The 16,789-nt window shown below is 39.6% G+C and carries 20 protein-coding genes; all 20 read left to right on the forward strand.

Annotation, left to right across the window (positions count from 1 at the left end):
* Positions 1-224 precede the first annotated feature (224 nt).
* Positions 225-842 (forward strand): septum site-determining protein MinC, encoded by a 618-nt coding sequence (gene minC, locus V6C17_RS08980; RefSeq protein ID WP_333522241.1) that lies wholly within the window; start codon positions 225-227, stop codon positions 840-842.
* 13 nt (positions 843-855) lie between these two features.
* Complete coding sequence (minD, locus tag V6C17_RS08985; RefSeq protein WP_333522242.1) at positions 856-1,647, forward strand: septum site-determining protein MinD; 792 nt, start codon at positions 856-858, stop codon at positions 1,645-1,647.
* A gap of 8 nt (positions 1,648-1,655) precedes the next feature.
* Positions 1,656-1,937, forward strand: coding sequence for a cell division topological specificity factor MinE (minE, locus tag V6C17_RS08990; RefSeq protein WP_442891468.1), 282 nt, complete (start codon positions 1,656-1,658; stop codon positions 1,935-1,937).
* A gap of 148 nt (positions 1,938-2,085) precedes the next feature.
* A complete protein-coding gene (rodA, locus tag V6C17_RS08995; RefSeq protein WP_333522244.1) occupies positions 2,086-3,192 on the forward strand; it encodes a rod shape-determining protein RodA in 1,107 nt (368 codons plus the stop codon).
* A gap of 176 nt (positions 3,193-3,368) precedes the next feature.
* Positions 3,369-4,097, forward strand: a complete 729-nt coding sequence (locus tag V6C17_RS09000; RefSeq protein WP_333522245.1) for a M23 family metallopeptidase — start codon at positions 3,369-3,371, stop codon at positions 4,095-4,097.
* A gap of 3 nt (positions 4,098-4,100) precedes the next feature.
* Positions 4,101-4,979, forward strand: coding sequence for a M50 family metallopeptidase (locus V6C17_RS09005; RefSeq protein WP_333522246.1), 879 nt, complete (start codon positions 4,101-4,103; stop codon positions 4,977-4,979).
* A gap of 121 nt (positions 4,980-5,100) precedes the next feature.
* Complete coding sequence (locus V6C17_RS09010) at positions 5,101-6,954, forward strand: TIGR03960 family B12-binding radical SAM protein (RefSeq protein WP_333522247.1); 1,854 nt, start codon at positions 5,101-5,103, stop codon at positions 6,952-6,954.
* Positions 6,954-7,652 carry a TIGR03936 family radical SAM-associated protein gene (locus V6C17_RS09015; RefSeq protein WP_333522248.1) on the forward strand — a complete coding sequence of 233 codons (699 nt, stop codon included), beginning with the start codon at positions 6,954-6,956 and terminating at the stop codon, positions 7,650-7,652. The genes V6C17_RS09010 and V6C17_RS09015 overlap by 1 nt, the downstream gene beginning before the upstream one ends.
* 19 nt (positions 7,653-7,671) lie before the next feature.
* The gene (locus tag V6C17_RS09020; RefSeq protein WP_333522249.1) at positions 7,672-9,111 is read left to right on the forward strand and encodes an Rne/Rng family ribonuclease; all 1,440 of its coding nucleotides are present in this window, start codon (positions 7,672-7,674) and stop codon (positions 9,109-9,111) included.
* Between the two features lie 150 nt (positions 9,112-9,261).
* The gene (rplU, locus tag V6C17_RS09025) at positions 9,262-9,573 is read left to right on the forward strand and encodes a 50S ribosomal protein L21 (RefSeq protein WP_333522567.1); all 312 of its coding nucleotides are present in this window, start codon (positions 9,262-9,264) and stop codon (positions 9,571-9,573) included.
* A 2-nt stretch (positions 9,574-9,575) separates the two neighbouring features.
* Complete coding sequence (locus V6C17_RS09030; RefSeq protein ID WP_333522250.1) at positions 9,576-9,896, forward strand: ribosomal-processing cysteine protease Prp; 321 nt, start codon at positions 9,576-9,578, stop codon at positions 9,894-9,896.
* Between the two features lie 7 nt (positions 9,897-9,903).
* A complete protein-coding gene (rpmA, locus tag V6C17_RS09035; protein WP_333522251.1) occupies positions 9,904-10,191 on the forward strand; it encodes a 50S ribosomal protein L27 in 288 nt (95 codons plus the stop codon).
* A gap of 211 nt (positions 10,192-10,402) precedes the next feature.
* Positions 10,403-10,639, forward strand: coding sequence for a Spo0B domain-containing protein (locus V6C17_RS09040; protein ID WP_333522252.1), 237 nt, complete (start codon positions 10,403-10,405; stop codon positions 10,637-10,639).
* 63 nt (positions 10,640-10,702) lie between these two features.
* A complete protein-coding gene (gene obgE, locus V6C17_RS09045) occupies positions 10,703-11,974 on the forward strand; it encodes a GTPase ObgE (protein WP_333522253.1) in 1,272 nt (423 codons plus the stop codon).
* 6 nt (positions 11,975-11,980) lie between these two features.
* Complete coding sequence (gene yhbY, locus V6C17_RS09050; protein ID WP_333522568.1) at positions 11,981-12,289, forward strand: ribosome assembly RNA-binding protein YhbY; 309 nt, start codon at positions 11,981-11,983, stop codon at positions 12,287-12,289.
* A 28-nt stretch (positions 12,290-12,317) separates the two neighbouring features.
* On the forward strand, positions 12,318-13,445 hold the full coding sequence (gene proB / locus V6C17_RS09055) for a glutamate 5-kinase (protein WP_333522254.1): 1,128 nt from the start codon (positions 12,318-12,320) through the stop codon (positions 13,443-13,445).
* Positions 13,446-13,473: 28 nt separating this feature from the next.
* Positions 13,474-14,727 (forward strand): glutamate-5-semialdehyde dehydrogenase, encoded by a 1,254-nt coding sequence (locus tag V6C17_RS09060; RefSeq protein ID WP_333522255.1) that lies wholly within the window; start codon positions 13,474-13,476, stop codon positions 14,725-14,727.
* A 358-nt stretch (positions 14,728-15,085) separates the two neighbouring features.
* Complete coding sequence (gene nadD / locus V6C17_RS09065) at positions 15,086-15,700, forward strand: nicotinate-nucleotide adenylyltransferase (protein WP_333522256.1); 615 nt, start codon at positions 15,086-15,088, stop codon at positions 15,698-15,700.
* A 102-nt stretch (positions 15,701-15,802) separates the two neighbouring features.
* Complete coding sequence (locus V6C17_RS09070) at positions 15,803-16,054, forward strand: RNA recognition motif domain-containing protein (RefSeq protein WP_333522257.1); 252 nt, start codon at positions 15,803-15,805, stop codon at positions 16,052-16,054.
* Positions 16,055-16,210: 156 nt separating this feature from the next.
* Positions 16,211-16,774: a bis(5'-nucleosyl)-tetraphosphatase (symmetrical) YqeK gene (gene yqeK, locus V6C17_RS09075; RefSeq protein ID WP_333522258.1), complete on the forward strand. Its 564-nt coding sequence runs from the start codon at positions 16,211-16,213 to the stop codon at positions 16,772-16,774.
* The last annotated feature ends 15 nt before the right edge of the window (positions 16,775-16,789 follow it).

Here is a 16,789-nt window from a genome sequence, read left to right on the forward strand (position 1 = left end):
CCCCTTTAGGGGCTGACTGAAAAGGTTATGCGGTTGGTAGACTTTTTCAGAGAGTCTTGAGACTCAGCTAGTGTCATGCCCTTATAGGGCGTAATCAAGCCACCCGTTTTACGGGTGGGTACTGACTGTCAATATAATTCTTTTGCGCAGCAGGATTATTGGTAAAAAAAGCGAATTTATGTTGTAAATAACAATTAACATGTGGTAAAATTTGGGAGTAGGTCATGAACGAGGATGTTGTATTTAAAGGCAGCCGTGATGGTTTGCTGCTAGTGTTTAATGAGACTATTGAGTTTGAAAGCATTTTGAGCCAACTTAAAGCTAAGTTAGAATCAGCTGTTAATTTTTTTACTAAAGGTACTGTTGTTCAAATTTCAGCTGATCATAGAGTATTAACCCAAGATCAGCAAGTAGAATTAATAAATCTTTTTGCAAATTATGGCATTACTTTAAAAGAAGCTCCTGAATATCAAGTGCCAGAAGATGAAGTAAAGAAAGAGACGAGCATTGAATCTTTTCAAACCTTGGTTATAACTAGAACACTTCGTGGCGGACAAGAAGTCAGTCACAAAGGATCAGTAATAATTATGGGGGACGTAAATCCTGGTGCTAAAGTTATAGCAGGCGGAGATGTCGTAGTACACGGAGCTTGCCGTGGAATAGTACATGCTGGAGCCTTTGGCGATATTAATGCATTAATAACGGCAGATCGGCTATTAGCATCACAAATTAGGATAGCTAACCTTATTTCACGCGCGCCAGATAACTTAGATAAACCTGAACGGATTGAAACTGCGCGAATTAAAGATGGAATAATTGTAATTGGACCAGCTAACATATAGGAGGTTGCGCCGTATGGGGGAAGTAATTGTCGTAACGTCTGGCAAGGGTGGCGTTGGAAAAACTACAACAACCGCCAATTTGGGGACAGGCTTTGCTTTGATGGGGAAAAAAGTAGTATTAGTTGATGCCGATATTGGGCTTAGAAATTTGGATGTTGTTATGGGACTAGAAAATCGTATTGTTTACGATTTAGTTGATGTAACTGAGGGCAACTGCCGCCTTAAACAGGCGTTAATTCGTGATAAACGTTATGAAACGTTATATTTGCTGCCAGCAGCCCAAACTCGTGATAAAAACGCTGTAAATCCAGATCAGATGAAGCAGCTTTGTCAAGATTTAGTCCAAGATTTTGATTATGTAATTATTGATTGTCCAGCAGGAATTGAACAAGGATTCAGAAATGCCATTGCGGGTGCTGATCGGGCAATTATTGTGACAACACCAGAAGTGTCCGCTGTTCGTGATGCGGATCGCATTATTGGATTACTTGAATCAGAAGGAAAAAGCAACCCTAAACTAATCGTTAATCGTATCAGGCCTAACATGGTTAAGAAAGGCGATATGATGGATATTGACGATATTATAGAAATCTTAGCTGTTGATTTGTTAGGTATAATCCCTGAAGATGAGTTTATTGTCATTTCAACAAATCGTGGTGAACCAGCTATTACTAATCCAGTATCAATGGCAAGTAATGCCTATAAAAATATCGTTCGCCGCTTGATGGGCGAGAATGTTCCGCTTATGACACTGGAAGTTAATGAAGGCTTTTTGGGAAAAATCAAAAAAATATTGGGAATTTGAAGGAGGGAATGACTGTGTTTGACCTATTAGCGAAAATATTTGGTAAGGATTCAGCTGGTTCAAAAGATATAGCAAAGGAACGTTTACGACTGGTATTAGTACATGACCGGGTCAATGTTTCGCCACAGTTCATGGAAGTCCTTAAAGATGACATGATAAAAGTTATATCTAATTATATGGAAATTAACGAGAAAGATATGGAAGTTAGTCTTACCAATAATAACTCGTCAGTCGCGCTGGTGGCTAATATACCAGTACAACGTATGAAACGCGGAGCCTATAAGGACTGAATGATTTAATTAAACTTCCAATAATATTTTAAAAACAGCACGGAAGAATTCTTCTGTGCTGTTTTTGATGTCTAGACGTATGTTGGAAATACTATTATAATAATAGTTGGTTTGTAAGTACGTACATACGGAAGGATAAGTGTGAGATATGCTTAACCGGCGTTTATTAAAGAATCTCGATTTTACATTGATAATAACTGTTATTTCGATAATTATTACAAGCTTAATAATTATCGGCAGTGCTACTCATATTAATACTCCAGGTGAAGATCGTTACTGGTATGTTCAGCGACAAGGACTTTTTGCGATTGCGAATTTCTTAATAATTTTTGTTATGCTTCATTTTGATTATAAGTCGCTCTCTAGATATGCTAATATACTATATTTTATTAATCTTGTTATGTTGCTGGCCGTTATGTTTGTGGGCCAATCTGCGCTGGGAGCTCAACGATGGATACAAATTGGACCGATAAGTTTACAGCCATCTGAATTTTCTAAGCTAATTATGATAATTGCGCTAGCCAACATTTTGGACAAGCGTACTGGTAAACTCAATACAATTAAAGATGTAATACCTATTTTTGTTTATGTTGGCATTCCATTTTTACTTGTAATGAAACAGCCAGATTTAGGGACAGCCTTAGTTTTTATCGCGATTCTGTTTGGTATGATATATGTGGCTGGGATAAATACCAGGCTGCTAATGATGATATTTGGTGCAGGAATAGCCTTTATGCCGATTTTTTGGCACTTTTTGAAGGACTATCAAAAAATGAGACTCACTGTATTTATTAATCCAAACGTTGATCCGCTTGGTTCTGGCTACCATATTATTCAGTCTAAAATAGCGATAGGCTCGGGCATGCTTTTGGGAAAAGGTTTATTCGAAGGAACACAGAGCCAGCTTAATTTTTTACCAGAGAATCATACTGATTTTATTTTTGCTGTTGTCGGCGAGGAATTAGGGTTTATAGGCGCTACGATCATTTTACTTCTCTACTTTATAATGCTTTATCGTGGTGTTAAAATTGCAGGTGTAGCTAGAGATAATTTTGGCACACTACTCGCGACTGGAATTAGCTCAATGCTCACTTTCCATGTTCTAGTAAATGTAGGAATGAATGCGGGTATTATGCCTGTAACAGGGATACCTCTTCCGTTTATGAGTTACGGGGTTAGTTCGCTAACAACAAATTTAGTTAGTATCGGGATATTGCTTAACATTTATATGCGACGGCAAAAAATATTATTTTAAAAGGATGCGCAGGCCTGCGCATCCTTTTTGTATGGTTCTTTAAAATTTATTTACACTTAGCATCAGCTCATGCAGCGAAAGTGACTCGTCTCAGTAGTAAGTTTGTTTTGTAGTTATATATACTAAGTTTTGGCATATATATACCAGTAGATGAGTGAGCCTGCGGGGGTGTATATATGGCAAAGCAATGGAACAATTGGAAAAACTATTGGGAAACTAAAGATAATAATTGGCAATATCGTGAAGAAGAAGTTGATTACGCCTGGCTGAAGCGAACTATTATAGCAGTGATAATCTTTACAGTTGCCTATGGGGCTCATGTTTCTGAAACTATGCTTGGTCGTATGGTTGATAACGGGGTTAGATATATGGTTAATACGCAAACTGACTTTGCTTATGTTTTTGATCAAATAATAAATCACACGCCAAAAAACATTGATGTATCTGTTCTTAAACGAGCACAGTCGGTGGTAACTAAGCCAGCTGATCCGCTTATGTATATGAATAAACCAGTGAACGGTAAAGTAATATCTGGTTTTGGCTGGAGAACTCATCCTGTGCTAAAACAAGAGATGATGCATGAAGGGGTAGAATTTGAGGCGCAGTTAGGAACCAGCGTTCGCTCCAGTGCCTCTGGAACAGTTAAAACAATAGCTGACAGTGCTCAACATGGTAAAACTATAGTATTGGAACATGGTCAGGAAATTGAAACGGTCTATGGTCATCTTGGTGAAGTTTTAGTAAAACAAGGTGATGCAGTAAGTCAAGGGCAGGTTATAGCGAAGTCTGGTAAAAGCGGCATTGTTTCTGGACCAATGCTTTATTTTGAGATGCGTGAAAAAGGTAAGGCGATTGATCCACTATCAAGAATCAAAGGAGAGTTTCCAACTGAAGGAGGTAAATAAAACTTGCGTGTAGGCAAAGTTGGCAACATTCAATTGATTCTTAATAACTGGTTTATTGCGTTAATTGCTTTATTCTCACTTGTCGGTATGGCTGGTAAAGTGTTGTTGGTATTTAGCGCAGTACTGTGGCATGAAACTTTTCATGCGGTAATGGCTATAATATTAGGTTATAAGGTTCGCGAAATAGAGCTTTTGCCATTCGGAGGAGTGGCCCGTATTGATAGACTAGGGGAAGCGTCGGCGAAAAGTGAAATACTAATGGCAGCCGCCGGACCGGCAGCAAGCTTGGTTCTGGCGGCTGCTGTTTATATAATGATTAATCAATTTAAGCTAAGTTCAGATATTGCTGTCTTTTTTTATGAAACGAATCTAATGCTGGCATTATTCAACTTAATTCCTGCGCTGCCTTTAGATGGCGGTCGTATTTTTAGAGCTTTTCTATCTTGCATATGTGAATATACAAAAGCAACCTTAATTACCGCGAATATCAGTAAGTGTATTAGCTTTGGGCTGATAGCGTTCGCGTTATATGATTATGTATCTGAGGGGCTATTTAATATTTCACTTACTATAGCCGCAGTATTCTTGTATGTTGCAGCACGTGCAGAGATTAAAATAATAGGGTATCGGACAATGAGGCTTTTAGCAAATAAGAAGGCTGATTTATCGTCTCGTGGCTTTATGACTACAACTCATTATACGGTGATGACAGGCACAGCAGTCCGAGATATTGTAAGGTTGTTTAATCCTGAAAAATATTATATTCTCTTAGTTCTTGATGATGAGTTTAGTATTTGTGGTACGCTGACTGAAACCGAAGTTTGGGAAGCACTGCCTCGTCGTGGGTATCATGCTAAAATTGGTGAGTTTTTACAACAATAAAGGAATTTTTTTATAATATATAGAATCTAATAAAGTTATCTATAGTAAAGATTTGGATATATTGGGGCAATATATACCTTGATAGTATGTACTTAAGCCTTAGCGAATTTTGGAGGTTGAAATGATAAAGCTTGATCCCGCTATAATTAGCCGTGTAATGAAGCCAGCTCGCTATACTGGAAATGAACTCAATAGCGTACGAAAAGATCATGCTGGAGTTAAAGCAACAGTTGCTTTAGCACTGCCTGACGTATATGAAGTAGGTATGTCAAACCTTGGATTAAAAATACTGTATCAGATTTTAAATGACAGGCCTGACACTGCAGCTGAACGAGTGTATGCTCCATGGGTAGATATGGAAGCTGAAATGAGGTCACATAATATACCTCTTTATACCTTGGAGAGTTTTACGCCAGTTAAACAGTTTGATATGTTTGGTTTTTCGCTGCAATATGAAATGATTTACTCTAATGTCTTAAATATGCTTGATATGGCTGATATTCCGCTAATGTCAGCCGATCGTGATGACAGTCACCCATTTATAATTGGAGGCGGACCATGCGTATATAATGCTGAACCTGTCGCAGACTTTTTTGACCTCTTAATCGTCGGTGAAGGAGAAGAAGTTATTGAGGACTTGGTTCAGACATTAATTGAATGGAAAGATAATGGCAAACCAGACGGACGAATTGGTTTTCTTAAGCTTGCAGCAAGTATTGACGGCATATACGTGCCTTCATTCTATAATGTTTCTTATAACGAAGACGGAACTATTTCAAAAATTGCGCCTAACTGCAGTGAAGCTAAAGCCTTAATCACTAAGAGAGTGGTAAAGGATTTAAACGAGGCTAAATTTGTAACAAAACCAGTTGTACCATATCTTGATATAGTTCATGATCGCATCATGCTTGAATTATTCAGAGGCTGTACAAGAGGATGTAGATTTTGTCAGGCTGGTGTGCTTTATAGGCCGGTTAGAGAAAGGACGCCTGAAACATTATTAAATATCGCAAAACAGTTAGTAGACAATACAGGGTACAATGAAATATCTTTAACTTCACTAAGTTCGGCTGATTATTCCTGCCTGAGCGAGATTGTTCGAAAGCTTATTACCAACTTTAGTGACAAGGGGGTAAGTGTATCCTTACCTTCACTTAGAATAGATAGTTTTTCCATTGAGTTAGCAAAAGAAGTACAGCAAGTCCGTAAGAGCGGTCTTACTTTTGCACCCGAAGCAGGCACTCAGCGGATGCGTGATGTAATTAATAAGGGAGTAACTGAACGCGACTTAGAGGAGGCAGTAGGAGCAGCGTTTCGTCAAGGATGGTCGAGTGTGAAACTGTATTTTATGATTGGACTGCCGACTGAAACTGATGAAGATGTTTTAGGCATAGCCGACTTAGCTTATCGCGTACTTAACCTATACAAAGAAATTAAAGGACGTCGCGGCGCAAAAGTAACGGTCAGTGTATCATCATTTGTGCCTAAAGCTAATACTGCTTTCCAATGGTTTGGTCAAAATCAGACAGCAGAAATTGAGCGTAAGCAGCAGCTTCTCAAATCTCGTCTCAGAGATCGCAGTATTTCGTTTAATTACCACGATTCGCGGACAAGCTTCTTAGAAGGGGTATTCTCACGAGGGGATAGAAGACTGTCCAAAGTATTGCTCGAAGCTTGGCGCGGCGGAGTTAAATTTGACGGCTGGTCCGAACATTTTAAATATAATGTATGGATGGAAGCTTTCGAAAAATGTGGAATTGACCCGCATTTTTATGCAAGCAGAGATCGTGATGAAGACGAAATAATGCCGTGGCAGCACTTATCCTGCGGAGTGGACAAGGAGTTTTTGTCCAAAGAATATCAGAATGCTATACAAGAATCCTTTACACCTGATTGTAGACGGGACTCTTGTAGCACATGCGGAGTATGTCCTGGATTAGGTGTCGAAGTTCTGGATTGGGGGAAAAAAGCATAATGAGTAAACTTCGCGCAGAAATAACCAAAGGTGAAGAAATTCGCTATATCTCACATTTAGACTTTGCAAGAGCTATTGAGCGGGCTATAAGAAGGGCAAACCTGCAAGTTGCCTATTCTGAGGGTTTTAACCCACATATGAAAATTTCATTTGCATCAGCTTTAGCGGTAGGCATTACAAGTGATGCTGAGTTTTTGGATATAGAAATGACCGAGGACATTCCGGTAGAAGCTTTTCAAGAAAAAATATCTGGGCAGCTGCCGCCTGGTATAGTATTAAAACGTGCAAAGTATATGCTGCAAAAAACTCAAGCCCTTATGGCGGTAGTAAATCGAGCTGAATATACTATTATTGTTCCTACTAGCGCTGAGGTATCGATTGATGATGTAGAACAATCAGTGGAAAGATTCAATGACTCACTTGAAGTAATCTATATTAGAGAATCTCCTAAAGGTAAAAAGGAGATCGATGTTAAAGAATATATCGCGGAAGCTATAAATGTTTCAATAAATAAAAAGGAATTAACGATTAAAATGGCGATTAGTATTACTCCTGGCGGTAGTATTAAACCGGGAGAAGTTCTTAAAGTGCTAGTAGATAAATTTGATCTTAAGATTAATGATGCGTCTGCACTCATTAATAGAACTGGCATTTTTATTGCCAATGAAAAAGCTCTATTATCACCAATTGATTTATAGTAGTGCAAGGAGACGAACTATGGCCAAAACCATTGTGGTTAATATCATGCCTGAAGAAACTAGGATGGCGATTCTTGAAGATAATGAACTTTTGGAAGTGTCAATAGAACGTACTCAGAGTGGTAATGTTGTAGGTAATATCTATAAGGGTAAAATTAAAAATGTCCTTCCCGGAATGCAGGCGGCGTTCATCGATATTGGTCGCGATAAAAATGCATTCCTATATACAGGAGATATTCATCCCGATGTGCCTTCTCAGGCAACTGATGAAAAGCTGACGGTTGGTCAAGATATAATTATTCAAATTATCAAAGATGCCATTGGCACAAAGGGACCTCGAGCAACTACTCATTTGACGCTTCCAGGGAGATATGTTGTTTTAATGCCTACTGTCGATTATGTAGGAATTTCACGACGAATAGAGAGAAGTGAAGAGCGGGAACGACTTAAGCAGCTGGCCGAGAAAGTACGTCCGCAGGGCATGGGCATGATAGTTAGAACTGTTGCAGAAGGAAAAAGCGAAGAAGAAATTAAGCGGGATATTGATTATCTAAATAATTTGTGGAATTCTCTTGCGGCAAGAGCTAAACGTACCAATGCCCCGACGCTGCTCTATCGTGATGTTGATTTAGTTATCCGTATTGTACGCGATTATCTGTCTGAAGAAGTAGACCAGCTTATTATTGACAATGCTGAAGCTTATGCCCGTGTATGCGATCTGCTAAAATATATGTCACCAGAACTTCTCCCAAGAGTTAAATTGCATCAGGGAGCAGAAGATACATTTACTCACTATGGGATAACAGAAGAATTAGATAAATGTGGAAAGCGACAGGTGGAATTAAAATCCGGCGGATATATCGTTATCGATAAGACGGAAGCACTTACTGTTATTGATGTAAACACAGGCAAATTTGTTGGTCACACTAACTTAGCCCATACTGTTCTTCATACAAATCTTGAAGCGGCTAGTGAAATAGCTAGGCAGATAAGGTTACGTGATATTGGCGGTATCATCATAATTGATTTTATCGACATGGATTTTGAAGAGCATAAGCACGCTGTTATAAATGCTCTTGAGGAAAAAATAAAGCGAGATAAAACTAAAACAAATATCTTGGGTTTAACCGGACTAGGTCTTGTTGAAATGACCCGCAAAAAAGCTAGGCAAAATTTTGAAGGTGTACTTTATAGTGAGTGTCCTTGCTGCGAGGGTCGGGGGAGAGTACAATCGCCTGAAACTGTTAGCATAAATATTCGCAGAGAGCTTCGCCGAATAGCCAAAACAAAAAGGCTGGAAGGAGTACTTGTTGTGCAAGTGCATCCAAGAGTGGCTGCCTTATTTACAAAAGATGATGCCATATCCATCATTGAAAAAGAAATAGGACGAAGTCTAACCATTGAGGCCATACCGACGATGCATCCTGAAGCGTATTCTATTCTCCAGTTGGGACAATAATATGAATTAATTGACAAGTGATACTCCATTGTGATAGAATTTTAACGTTGTAAGCACTAGCTTACTTCCCAAACCGCACGAAGAGGTTGGTTATAAAACAGCTTGATGCTGTACCGTATTCGGCGAGTAATTTTGCAGGGAGGTGTAATGATGTACGCAATTATTGAGACTGGCGGTAAACAATACCGTGTAACTGAAGGCGATGTTTTAACTATTGAAAAGCTAGAAGCTAACGAAGGCGAAACTGTTGAGTTTGCTCGTGTTCTTACAGTAGTAAAAGACGGTTCTGTAGTGCTTGGTAAACCTTTAGTAGAGGGTGCTAAAGTAACTGCAAAAGTAACTGCTCAAGGCAAAGGTAAAAAGATTTTGGTTTTCAAATACAAAGCAAAATCCAACTACCGTAGACGCCAAGGTCATCGTCAACCGTTTACTAAAGTAGTAATCGAAAAAATTGAAGCTTAATTATGATTAAGGTAGCAATTTTTCGAAACTCGGATGGCTTAATTGCAGCATTTAGTCTTAGCGGTCATGCAAATACAGCTCCGCACGGGCAAGATATAGTCTGCGCGGCAGTATCTGCATTAACCCAAACTGCAGTACTTGGCCTGGAAAAGCATTTGCAAATTCCAATCAGCCTTGATATTGCTAGTGGTAAGCTAGATGTTGAGCTTGATGTGCCTCCGAATGAGCTAACAGCTGCTATTTTAGAAACGATGTTGTTTGGATTATTGGAGATCGAAAAAATAAATCCACAAAATATCCGAATTTCGGAACACAGGAGGTGAGATGAGTATGTTCAAGTTTGATTTACAGTTATTCGCTACAAAAAAAGGTGTGGGTAGCTCCAGGAATGGTCGCGACAGCGAATCAAAACGCCTTGGTGTAAAGCGTCATGCTGGTGAAGTTGTTACCGCAGGCAGCATTTTAGTTCGCCAAAGAGGTACTCACTTCCATCCAGGTAAAAACGTTGGTATCGGTAAAGATGATACCTTGTTCGCTAAAGTTGCTGGACGTGTTGCTTTTGAACGCAAAGGCCGCGACGACAGACAAATTAGTGTATATGAGATGGAAGCTATCTAAAGCAATTAGATTACCTGCGGCATCAGCCGCAGGTATTGTTTTTATTTACAGTAAGTTTTATGGAAAGAATATCAGATATCGGCAAAAGCTGGTATTAGATTGTTGTTATTTCACAAATCTAGTACCAGCTTTTGTTACAAAATAAACAGGAATTTTGTATGAATAAGGCGAAACATACTTCGATGTGCCATAAAACGAGGAGTGAAGATCAATGACGATCGAATCGGCAAACAAAGAAGTATGTGACGAGTTAATCAGGCTACTTAGAGTTCAGCGCCATGATTTTATAAATCATATTCAGGTTGTTCATGCTCTGCTGCAGCTGGGGCGGGTAGAAAAAGCGTTAAGATATATCGAAGATATAGCTAAAGATCCTAATATGATAACAGATCCGCTTAGAATGAAGGTTTGCCCAGCAGATTGTCAACGTAAAGCTGTGCATGATTAATTTATCGCCCAATGGTACATATTACATATAGTGAGAGTTTCTGTATTTGCAAAGGGGATAAATATGTTTATAGACAGAGCGAAAATACAAATTAAAGCAGGCGACGGCGGTCATGGAATGTCGGCCTTTCGCCGTGAAAAGTATGTCCCGAAAGGTGGTCCCAGCGGCGGCGACGGCGGCCGAGGTGGGGATGTAGTATTAGTTGTTGACGAAAACTTAAATACACTTATTGATTTCCGTTATAAGCGCAAATTTGCCGCGAATAATGGGGTCAGTGGCCAAACAAAGAATATGCACGGCGCTGCCGCAGAGCCTTTATATATAAAAGTTCCGCCTGGAACTTTAGTTAAAGATGAAGAAACTGGCCAAGTTGTAGCAGATTTAACAGAAAATGGTCAGCAAGCTGTTGTTGCTAGAGGAGGACGTGGAGGACGTGGCAATGCTCGATTTGTTAATAGTGTTCATCGTGCTCCAACATTTGCTGAAAAGGGTGAACCCGGCGGCGCTCGTACGCTGCAGCTAGAGCTTAAATTATTAGCAGATGTTGGCCTTGTCGGATATCCCAGCGTAGGAAAGTCTAGTATTATATCGCGTGTATCGGCAGCAAAACCAGAGATAGCTGCATATCATTTTACAACATTAACTCCTGTACTTGGTGTCGTAAGTATCGCTGAAGGTCATAGTTTTGTACTTGCCGACATCCCAGGGCTGATTGAAGGCGCTCACGAAGGTGTGGGCCTTGGACACGATTTTCTGCGCCATGTTGAAAGAACAAAGATTATAATTCATGTTCTAGACGTATCGGGAATGGAAGGTCGGGACCCAATCGAAGACTATCATAAGATAAATAATGAATTAAAACTATATAACGAACGTTTGGCTAAGAGGCCGCAGGTAGTTGCGGCAAATAAGATGGATATACCGGAAGCTCAGGATAACTATAACAAGCTAGTCGAATATATGGCTAAGGAAGGGCGCGAAGTATATCCTGTATCGGCAGCAACAGGTGAAGGCCTGACCCAGCTGATGCAGCGAGTTTCTCAGCTTCTTCTAGAATATGTTGAAGAGCCTGAAGCAGAGGAAGATACTAAGATTTATGAAGCTAAGCCTGAGGAAGAATTCTCAATCAGCCGTGATGATGAAGGAACATTTATCGTAACTGGCAAGGGCATTGAGAAATTAGTTGCGATGACTAATTTTGATAATGATGAGGCTGTTCAGCGCTTCCAGGCTATCTGGAGAAAACTCGGAATAGAAGCTGCCCTCAAGGAGCGAGGAATCCAAGAAGGGGATAGCGTTCGGATAAGAGATATGGTTTTTGAATTTAAAGAATAGGGAGCGATTTTTTTAGTGGAAAATGCTTTAACCGGAAAACAAAAACGTTTTTTAAGATCATTGGGCAGTACTATGGACCCAGTTGTACAGATTGGTAAAGCTGGAGTAATTGATTCAGTTATAAACAGCACTCAAGAAGCTCTTGATGCACGGGAACTAATTAAGGTAAAAGTTTTGCAAAACAGTCCTCAAGAGCCTAGAGATGCTATCGCTGAATTAGCGGAGGCAACTGGGGCTGAGCTGGTTCAGGTTATTGGCCGTAATGGTCTCTTATTTAAACAAAACCCAGAGAAGTCTAAAATAGAACTGCCTTAGGCGATGAGTGAAGTAATTGGAGGAGAATATGCTTACCAGAGAAAATATGGCTTCTGCCAAGCGATTTGTAGTTAAGGTAGGTACAAGTACTTTAACGCATCATACTGGAAAGCTTAATTTTTATCGGATTGAGAAGCTGATACGTGAGCTATCAGACTTAGCAAATCAGGGCAAAGAGATTATACTAGTTACTTCAGGTGCTGTAGGAGCGGGCGTAGATCGTCTTGGGCTAAAAGAGAAGCCCAAGACCATTCCAGAAAAACAAGCAGCAGCAGCAGTTGGTCAAGGCATATTAATGCATACATATGAAAAACTCTTTGCTGAGTATGGGCAAACTGTTGCCCAGGTTTTATTGACTCGTGAAGATTCAGTCAAGCATAAGCGGTATATAAATTCGCGAAATACCCTGCTCACGCTTTTAAAAATGGGCGTTATTCCGGTAATAAATGAAAATGATGCAGTTTCAGTAGATGAATTAAAAATTGGTGATAATGATACGCTATCGGCTATGGTTGCAACAATCGTCGACGCTGATTTATTGATAATTTTATCCGATGTTGAAGGTGTATACACTGAAAATCCGCAGAAGAATCCCGAAGCAAAGCTAATCTCGGTAATATCTGAAGTCACCCCTGAGGTCGAAGCTTTAGCAGGGGGGGCGGGATCGCTGCTTGGAACAGGCGGTATGTTTACGAAAATGCAGGCCGCTAAAATTGCCGTAAACTCGGGCGTAACCATGGTTATTGCTTCAGGGGCGAGAGATGGTGTTGTAAGAGATATTTTGAGCGGAAGCGATATCGGCACAATTTTTCCATCTAAAGAATGCCATCTGCAGGTAAGAAAAAGTTGGCTAGCCTTTGGAGCTAGAATAGCTGGAGCTGTTACTGTTGATAAAGGCTGTGAGCAGGCAATCTTAGATGGCGGTTCGAGCCTTCTAGCGGCTGGAATACTCTCCGTTGAAGGAGATTTTGAACATGGTAATACAATCCGTGTTTTAAATAAAGATGGTCGTGAATTTGCTAGGGGTTTGGCTAATTATACTTCGGATGAGATAAGAAAAATAAAAGGCCGCCACACTAATGATATAGTTCAAATTCTCGGGTCAAAATCGTATGATGAAGTAATTCATCGCGATAACTTAGTGCTAATGGCTTAGTGTACTCTTGGAGTGGGGAGGAATAAGTGTGAATTACAGTGTTGAGTTGGAAAACAAAGGTAAAGAGGCAAAATTTGCAGCACGCAAGCTTGCGAATCTATCTGCTAATATAAAAAATAATGCACTTTTAAGTATGGCTGGCGCGTTAGAAACAGAATTTGCTGATATATTGAAAGCTAATGCTGAAGATATCGCAAATGGTAAAGAAAAAGGCTTATCCCAATCAATGCTCGACCGCCTGCTGTTAAATGAGCAGCGAATAAAGGATATGGCTGAAGGTTTGCGTCAAATTGCTGCACTGCCTGATCCAATCGGTGAAGGTTTGGGTTCACAGGTTAGACCTAATGGACTGACAATATCCAAGGTAAGAGTACCGCTAGGAGTTATTGGAATCATTTATGAAGCAAGACCTAACGTAACAGTTGATGCGGCAGGTTTATGTCTTAAAGCAGGCAATGCAGTTATCCTTAGAGGCGGATCTGAGGCTATTCACTCTAATCTCGCAATAATTTCAACCATAACTAAGGCCGCTTATTCTGCTGGCATTCCTGCAGGTTCAATACAATTTATTGAAACTACCGACCGACAGGCCGTAAATGCAATGCTAAAGCTTAATAAATACCTTGATGTTATCATTCCAAGAGGCGGAGCGGGGCTTATAAAAACAGTGGTCGAGAATAGCACTGTACCAGTCATCGAAACAGGCAGCGGTGTATGTCATACCTTTGTAGACCAAAGTGCTGATTTAGACATGGCTGAAGCTATTGCCATCAATGCAAAAGTGTCCCGTCCCTCAGTGTGTAACTCAATGGAAACACTGCTTGTTCATAGTTCGGTGGCTTCTGAGTTTTTGCCTCGTATGCTACAAAAATTCGTTGAGGCTGGCGTAGAATTGCGCGGATGTCCTAGGGCAGTAAGGCACAACCCTAATGTAAAGCCGGCTGTCGAGGAAGATTGGGCAACAGAATATCATGATCTAATTCTTTCAGTCAAAGTAGTAAATGATATTGAAGAAGCAATAGACCATATTGATAAATATAGCACACGCCATTCCGAAGCAATTGTTACAAAGTGTTATGATAATGCACTTCGTTTCCAGCAAGGTGTCGATTCAGCAGCAGTATATGTTAATGCTTCGACTCGCTTTACTGACGGCTTTGAGTTCGGATTTGGTGCTGAAATCGGTATTAGCACGCAAAAATTACACACTCGCGGCCCAATGGGCTTACCAGAGCTAACAAGTATAAAATATATCATAACAGGCAGCGGTCAGATAAGATAACATGAATTAGCGTAAATTAAAATAACTACCTTCATAGCCTTATCGGGTAAGATGGTAGTTATTTTAATTTACGCGCGTTAATCAAACGAACTTTAGATTAGGGGCGTAATATGTGAATAAAATTTCACAATATTTATGGGCAATAATAAATTACTATAAAACCGATAAAGCTAAACATGATTTATTTGATTATCTGAAGGCCATTATAATAATGATAGCTACAATGCTATTAATAAGATTAATGGTTGAGTTTCTTTGATCTATAATAAAATGACAATAAATAAAACTTGGACTTGTTATCTTGGTTGATTTTTACTATTATATAGTGATGTAAGAATATTTCGATAGGAGATTACTTATGTCCGAAAATAAACGGAAAATAGGTATAATGGGAGGAACGTTTGATCCCATTCATATTGGTCATCTTGTCACGGCAGAGGCAGTAAGGATTGAGTATTCTTTAGATAAAGTTATATTTATACCTGCAGCTAATCCACCGCATAAACAGGATTTGCAGGTTACTCCGGCAATTCATCGATATATAATGACAGTAATGGCCACTTATTCTAATCCTTATTTCTTTGTATCTGACATTGAATTATCGAGGCCAGGATTATCTTATACCATTGATACATTAACGCACCTTATTAGTCAATTTGGAGAAAAGACCGAGTTTTATTTTATTACTGGTGCTGATGCAATTCAAGATTTGCCGACTTGGGAGCGAGTGCAAGAACTTTTGAATTTATGCCATTTCATAGCGGCAACACGGCCAGGATGCCTTAGTACTTTAGATAATATTATAAGATATTTCGGTCCGCAAGGCCGTCGCCGTATTCATCGCTTAGCCACACCTGAACTCGAAATATCATCAACGGATATTCGTGAAAGAGTGAAGAAGGGACGATCAATAAAATATATTGTACCGGAGAGTGTTGAAAACTATATTTTAAAAGAAGGCTTATACCGCTGATAAATAAAACTTTATAGTTCCAGATATAGGCAGGCATAAAATCCGTGGATTCGCAGATAATGATAATGCAGTACAGAATCCATGGAAAGAGAGGTGATCTCGATGGCAAAAACTCTCTACGTAGGCAACCTGCCGTGGTCAACAACTGATACTTCTTTAATTGAAGCTTTCAGTCCTTACGGCACAGTAATATCTTCAAGAATTATTACCGACAAAGAAACAGGTCGCTCCAGAGGTTTTGGCTTTGTTGAAGTTGAAGATGCAGACGCAGATAAAATGGTAGAAGCGATGCATGGTTCCGATTTTGGCGGGCGTCAAATTGTTGTAAATGAAGCAAAACCAAGACAAGGTTAATAATTTTTGATAAAAATGCCTCCCTGTATGGGGAGGCTTTTATTTTGTCAAAATAAGTAGGAAGCTATAGATTGGCCTAGTAAGGTTTTCGCCTTTCCTTATCTTTTTGAAGGATATTGACAGATTTTGCCGAAATTTAGTAAATGGGTGATTGATATGAATTTTGATCAAGCTATGAAAAAACTGGCTGAAAATTTATCTGAAAAACGGTTTAGACATTCTATTAATGTTAGTAATACAGCTGAAAATTTAGCGCTAGTTTATGGCTGTAACTCTGAACAAGCAAAACTCGCAGGATTGCTGCACGACTGTGCGCGAGAGTTAACCAGTAATCGCCTATTGTCAACAGCTGAAGCTTTTGGTATATTGGTGGGAGATATTGAGCTCTCCCAGCCTGTGCTACTGCATGCGCCTATAGGAGCAAAGCTAGCTATGGCAGAGTATGCCGTAACAGATCCAGAGATAGTACAAGCTATTACAATGCATACGACCGGCGGCAGCAATATGTCTACGTTAGACAAGATATTATTTATTGCTGATATCATTGAACCTGGCCGCGATTTTCCTGGTGTAGATACATTGCGTACACTTGCTGAGGAAAACTTAGATAAGGCCTTATTAGCTGCCTATAATCAATCGATCAAATTTCTTGTAGATCGTAATAGTATAATTCATCCTGATACAATTGCAGGAAGAAACGAGTTACTAAATAATAGATAACCTAAAATTGAGTCA

The organism is Dendrosporobacter sp. 1207_IL3150 (assembly GCF_036763085.1).
Classification (GTDB): domain Bacteria; phylum Bacillota; class Negativicutes; order DSM-1736; family Dendrosporobacteraceae; genus JBAIYU01.

What these genes read in the sequence shown, in the direction of transcription:
- minC (WP_333522241.1), top strand. Translation starts at nt 225, where the DNA reads ATGAACGAGGATGTTGTATTTAAAGGCAGCCGTGATGGTTTGCTGCTA.
- minD (WP_333522242.1), top strand. Translation starts at nt 856, where the DNA reads ATGGGGGAAGTAATTGTCGTAACGTCTGGCAAGGGTGGCGTTGGAAAA.
- minE (WP_442891468.1), top strand. Translation starts at nt 1,656, where the DNA reads ATGACTGTGTTTGACCTATTAGCGAAAATATTTGGTAAGGATTCAGCT.
- rodA (WP_333522244.1), top strand. Translation starts at nt 2,086, where the DNA reads ATGCTTAACCGGCGTTTATTAAAGAATCTCGATTTTACATTGATAATA.
- V6C17_RS09000 (WP_333522245.1), top strand. Translation starts at nt 3,369, where the DNA reads ATGGCAAAGCAATGGAACAATTGGAAAAACTATTGGGAAACTAAAGAT.
- V6C17_RS09010 (WP_333522247.1), top strand. Translation starts at nt 5,101, where the DNA reads ATGATAAAGCTTGATCCCGCTATAATTAGCCGTGTAATGAAGCCAGCT.
- V6C17_RS09015 (WP_333522248.1), top strand. Translation starts at nt 6,954, where the DNA reads ATGAGTAAACTTCGCGCAGAAATAACCAAAGGTGAAGAAATTCGCTAT.
- V6C17_RS09020 (WP_333522249.1), top strand. Translation starts at nt 7,672, where the DNA reads ATGGCCAAAACCATTGTGGTTAATATCATGCCTGAAGAAACTAGGATG.
- rplU (WP_333522567.1), top strand. Translation starts at nt 9,262, where the DNA reads ATGTACGCAATTATTGAGACTGGCGGTAAACAATACCGTGTAACTGAA.
- V6C17_RS09030 (WP_333522250.1), top strand. Translation starts at nt 9,576, where the DNA reads ATGATTAAGGTAGCAATTTTTCGAAACTCGGATGGCTTAATTGCAGCA.
- rpmA (WP_333522251.1), top strand. Translation starts at nt 9,904, where the DNA reads ATGTTCAAGTTTGATTTACAGTTATTCGCTACAAAAAAAGGTGTGGGT.
- V6C17_RS09040 (WP_333522252.1), top strand. Translation starts at nt 10,403, where the DNA reads ATGACGATCGAATCGGCAAACAAAGAAGTATGTGACGAGTTAATCAGG.
- obgE (WP_333522253.1), top strand. Translation starts at nt 10,703, where the DNA reads ATGTTTATAGACAGAGCGAAAATACAAATTAAAGCAGGCGACGGCGGT.
- proB (WP_333522254.1), top strand. Translation starts at nt 12,318, where the DNA reads ATGCTTACCAGAGAAAATATGGCTTCTGCCAAGCGATTTGTAGTTAAG.
- nadD (WP_333522256.1), top strand. Translation starts at nt 15,086, where the DNA reads ATGTCCGAAAATAAACGGAAAATAGGTATAATGGGAGGAACGTTTGAT.
- V6C17_RS09070 (WP_333522257.1), top strand. Translation starts at nt 15,803, where the DNA reads ATGGCAAAAACTCTCTACGTAGGCAACCTGCCGTGGTCAACAACTGAT.
- yqeK (WP_333522258.1), top strand. Translation starts at nt 16,211, where the DNA reads ATGAATTTTGATCAAGCTATGAAAAAACTGGCTGAAAATTTATCTGAA.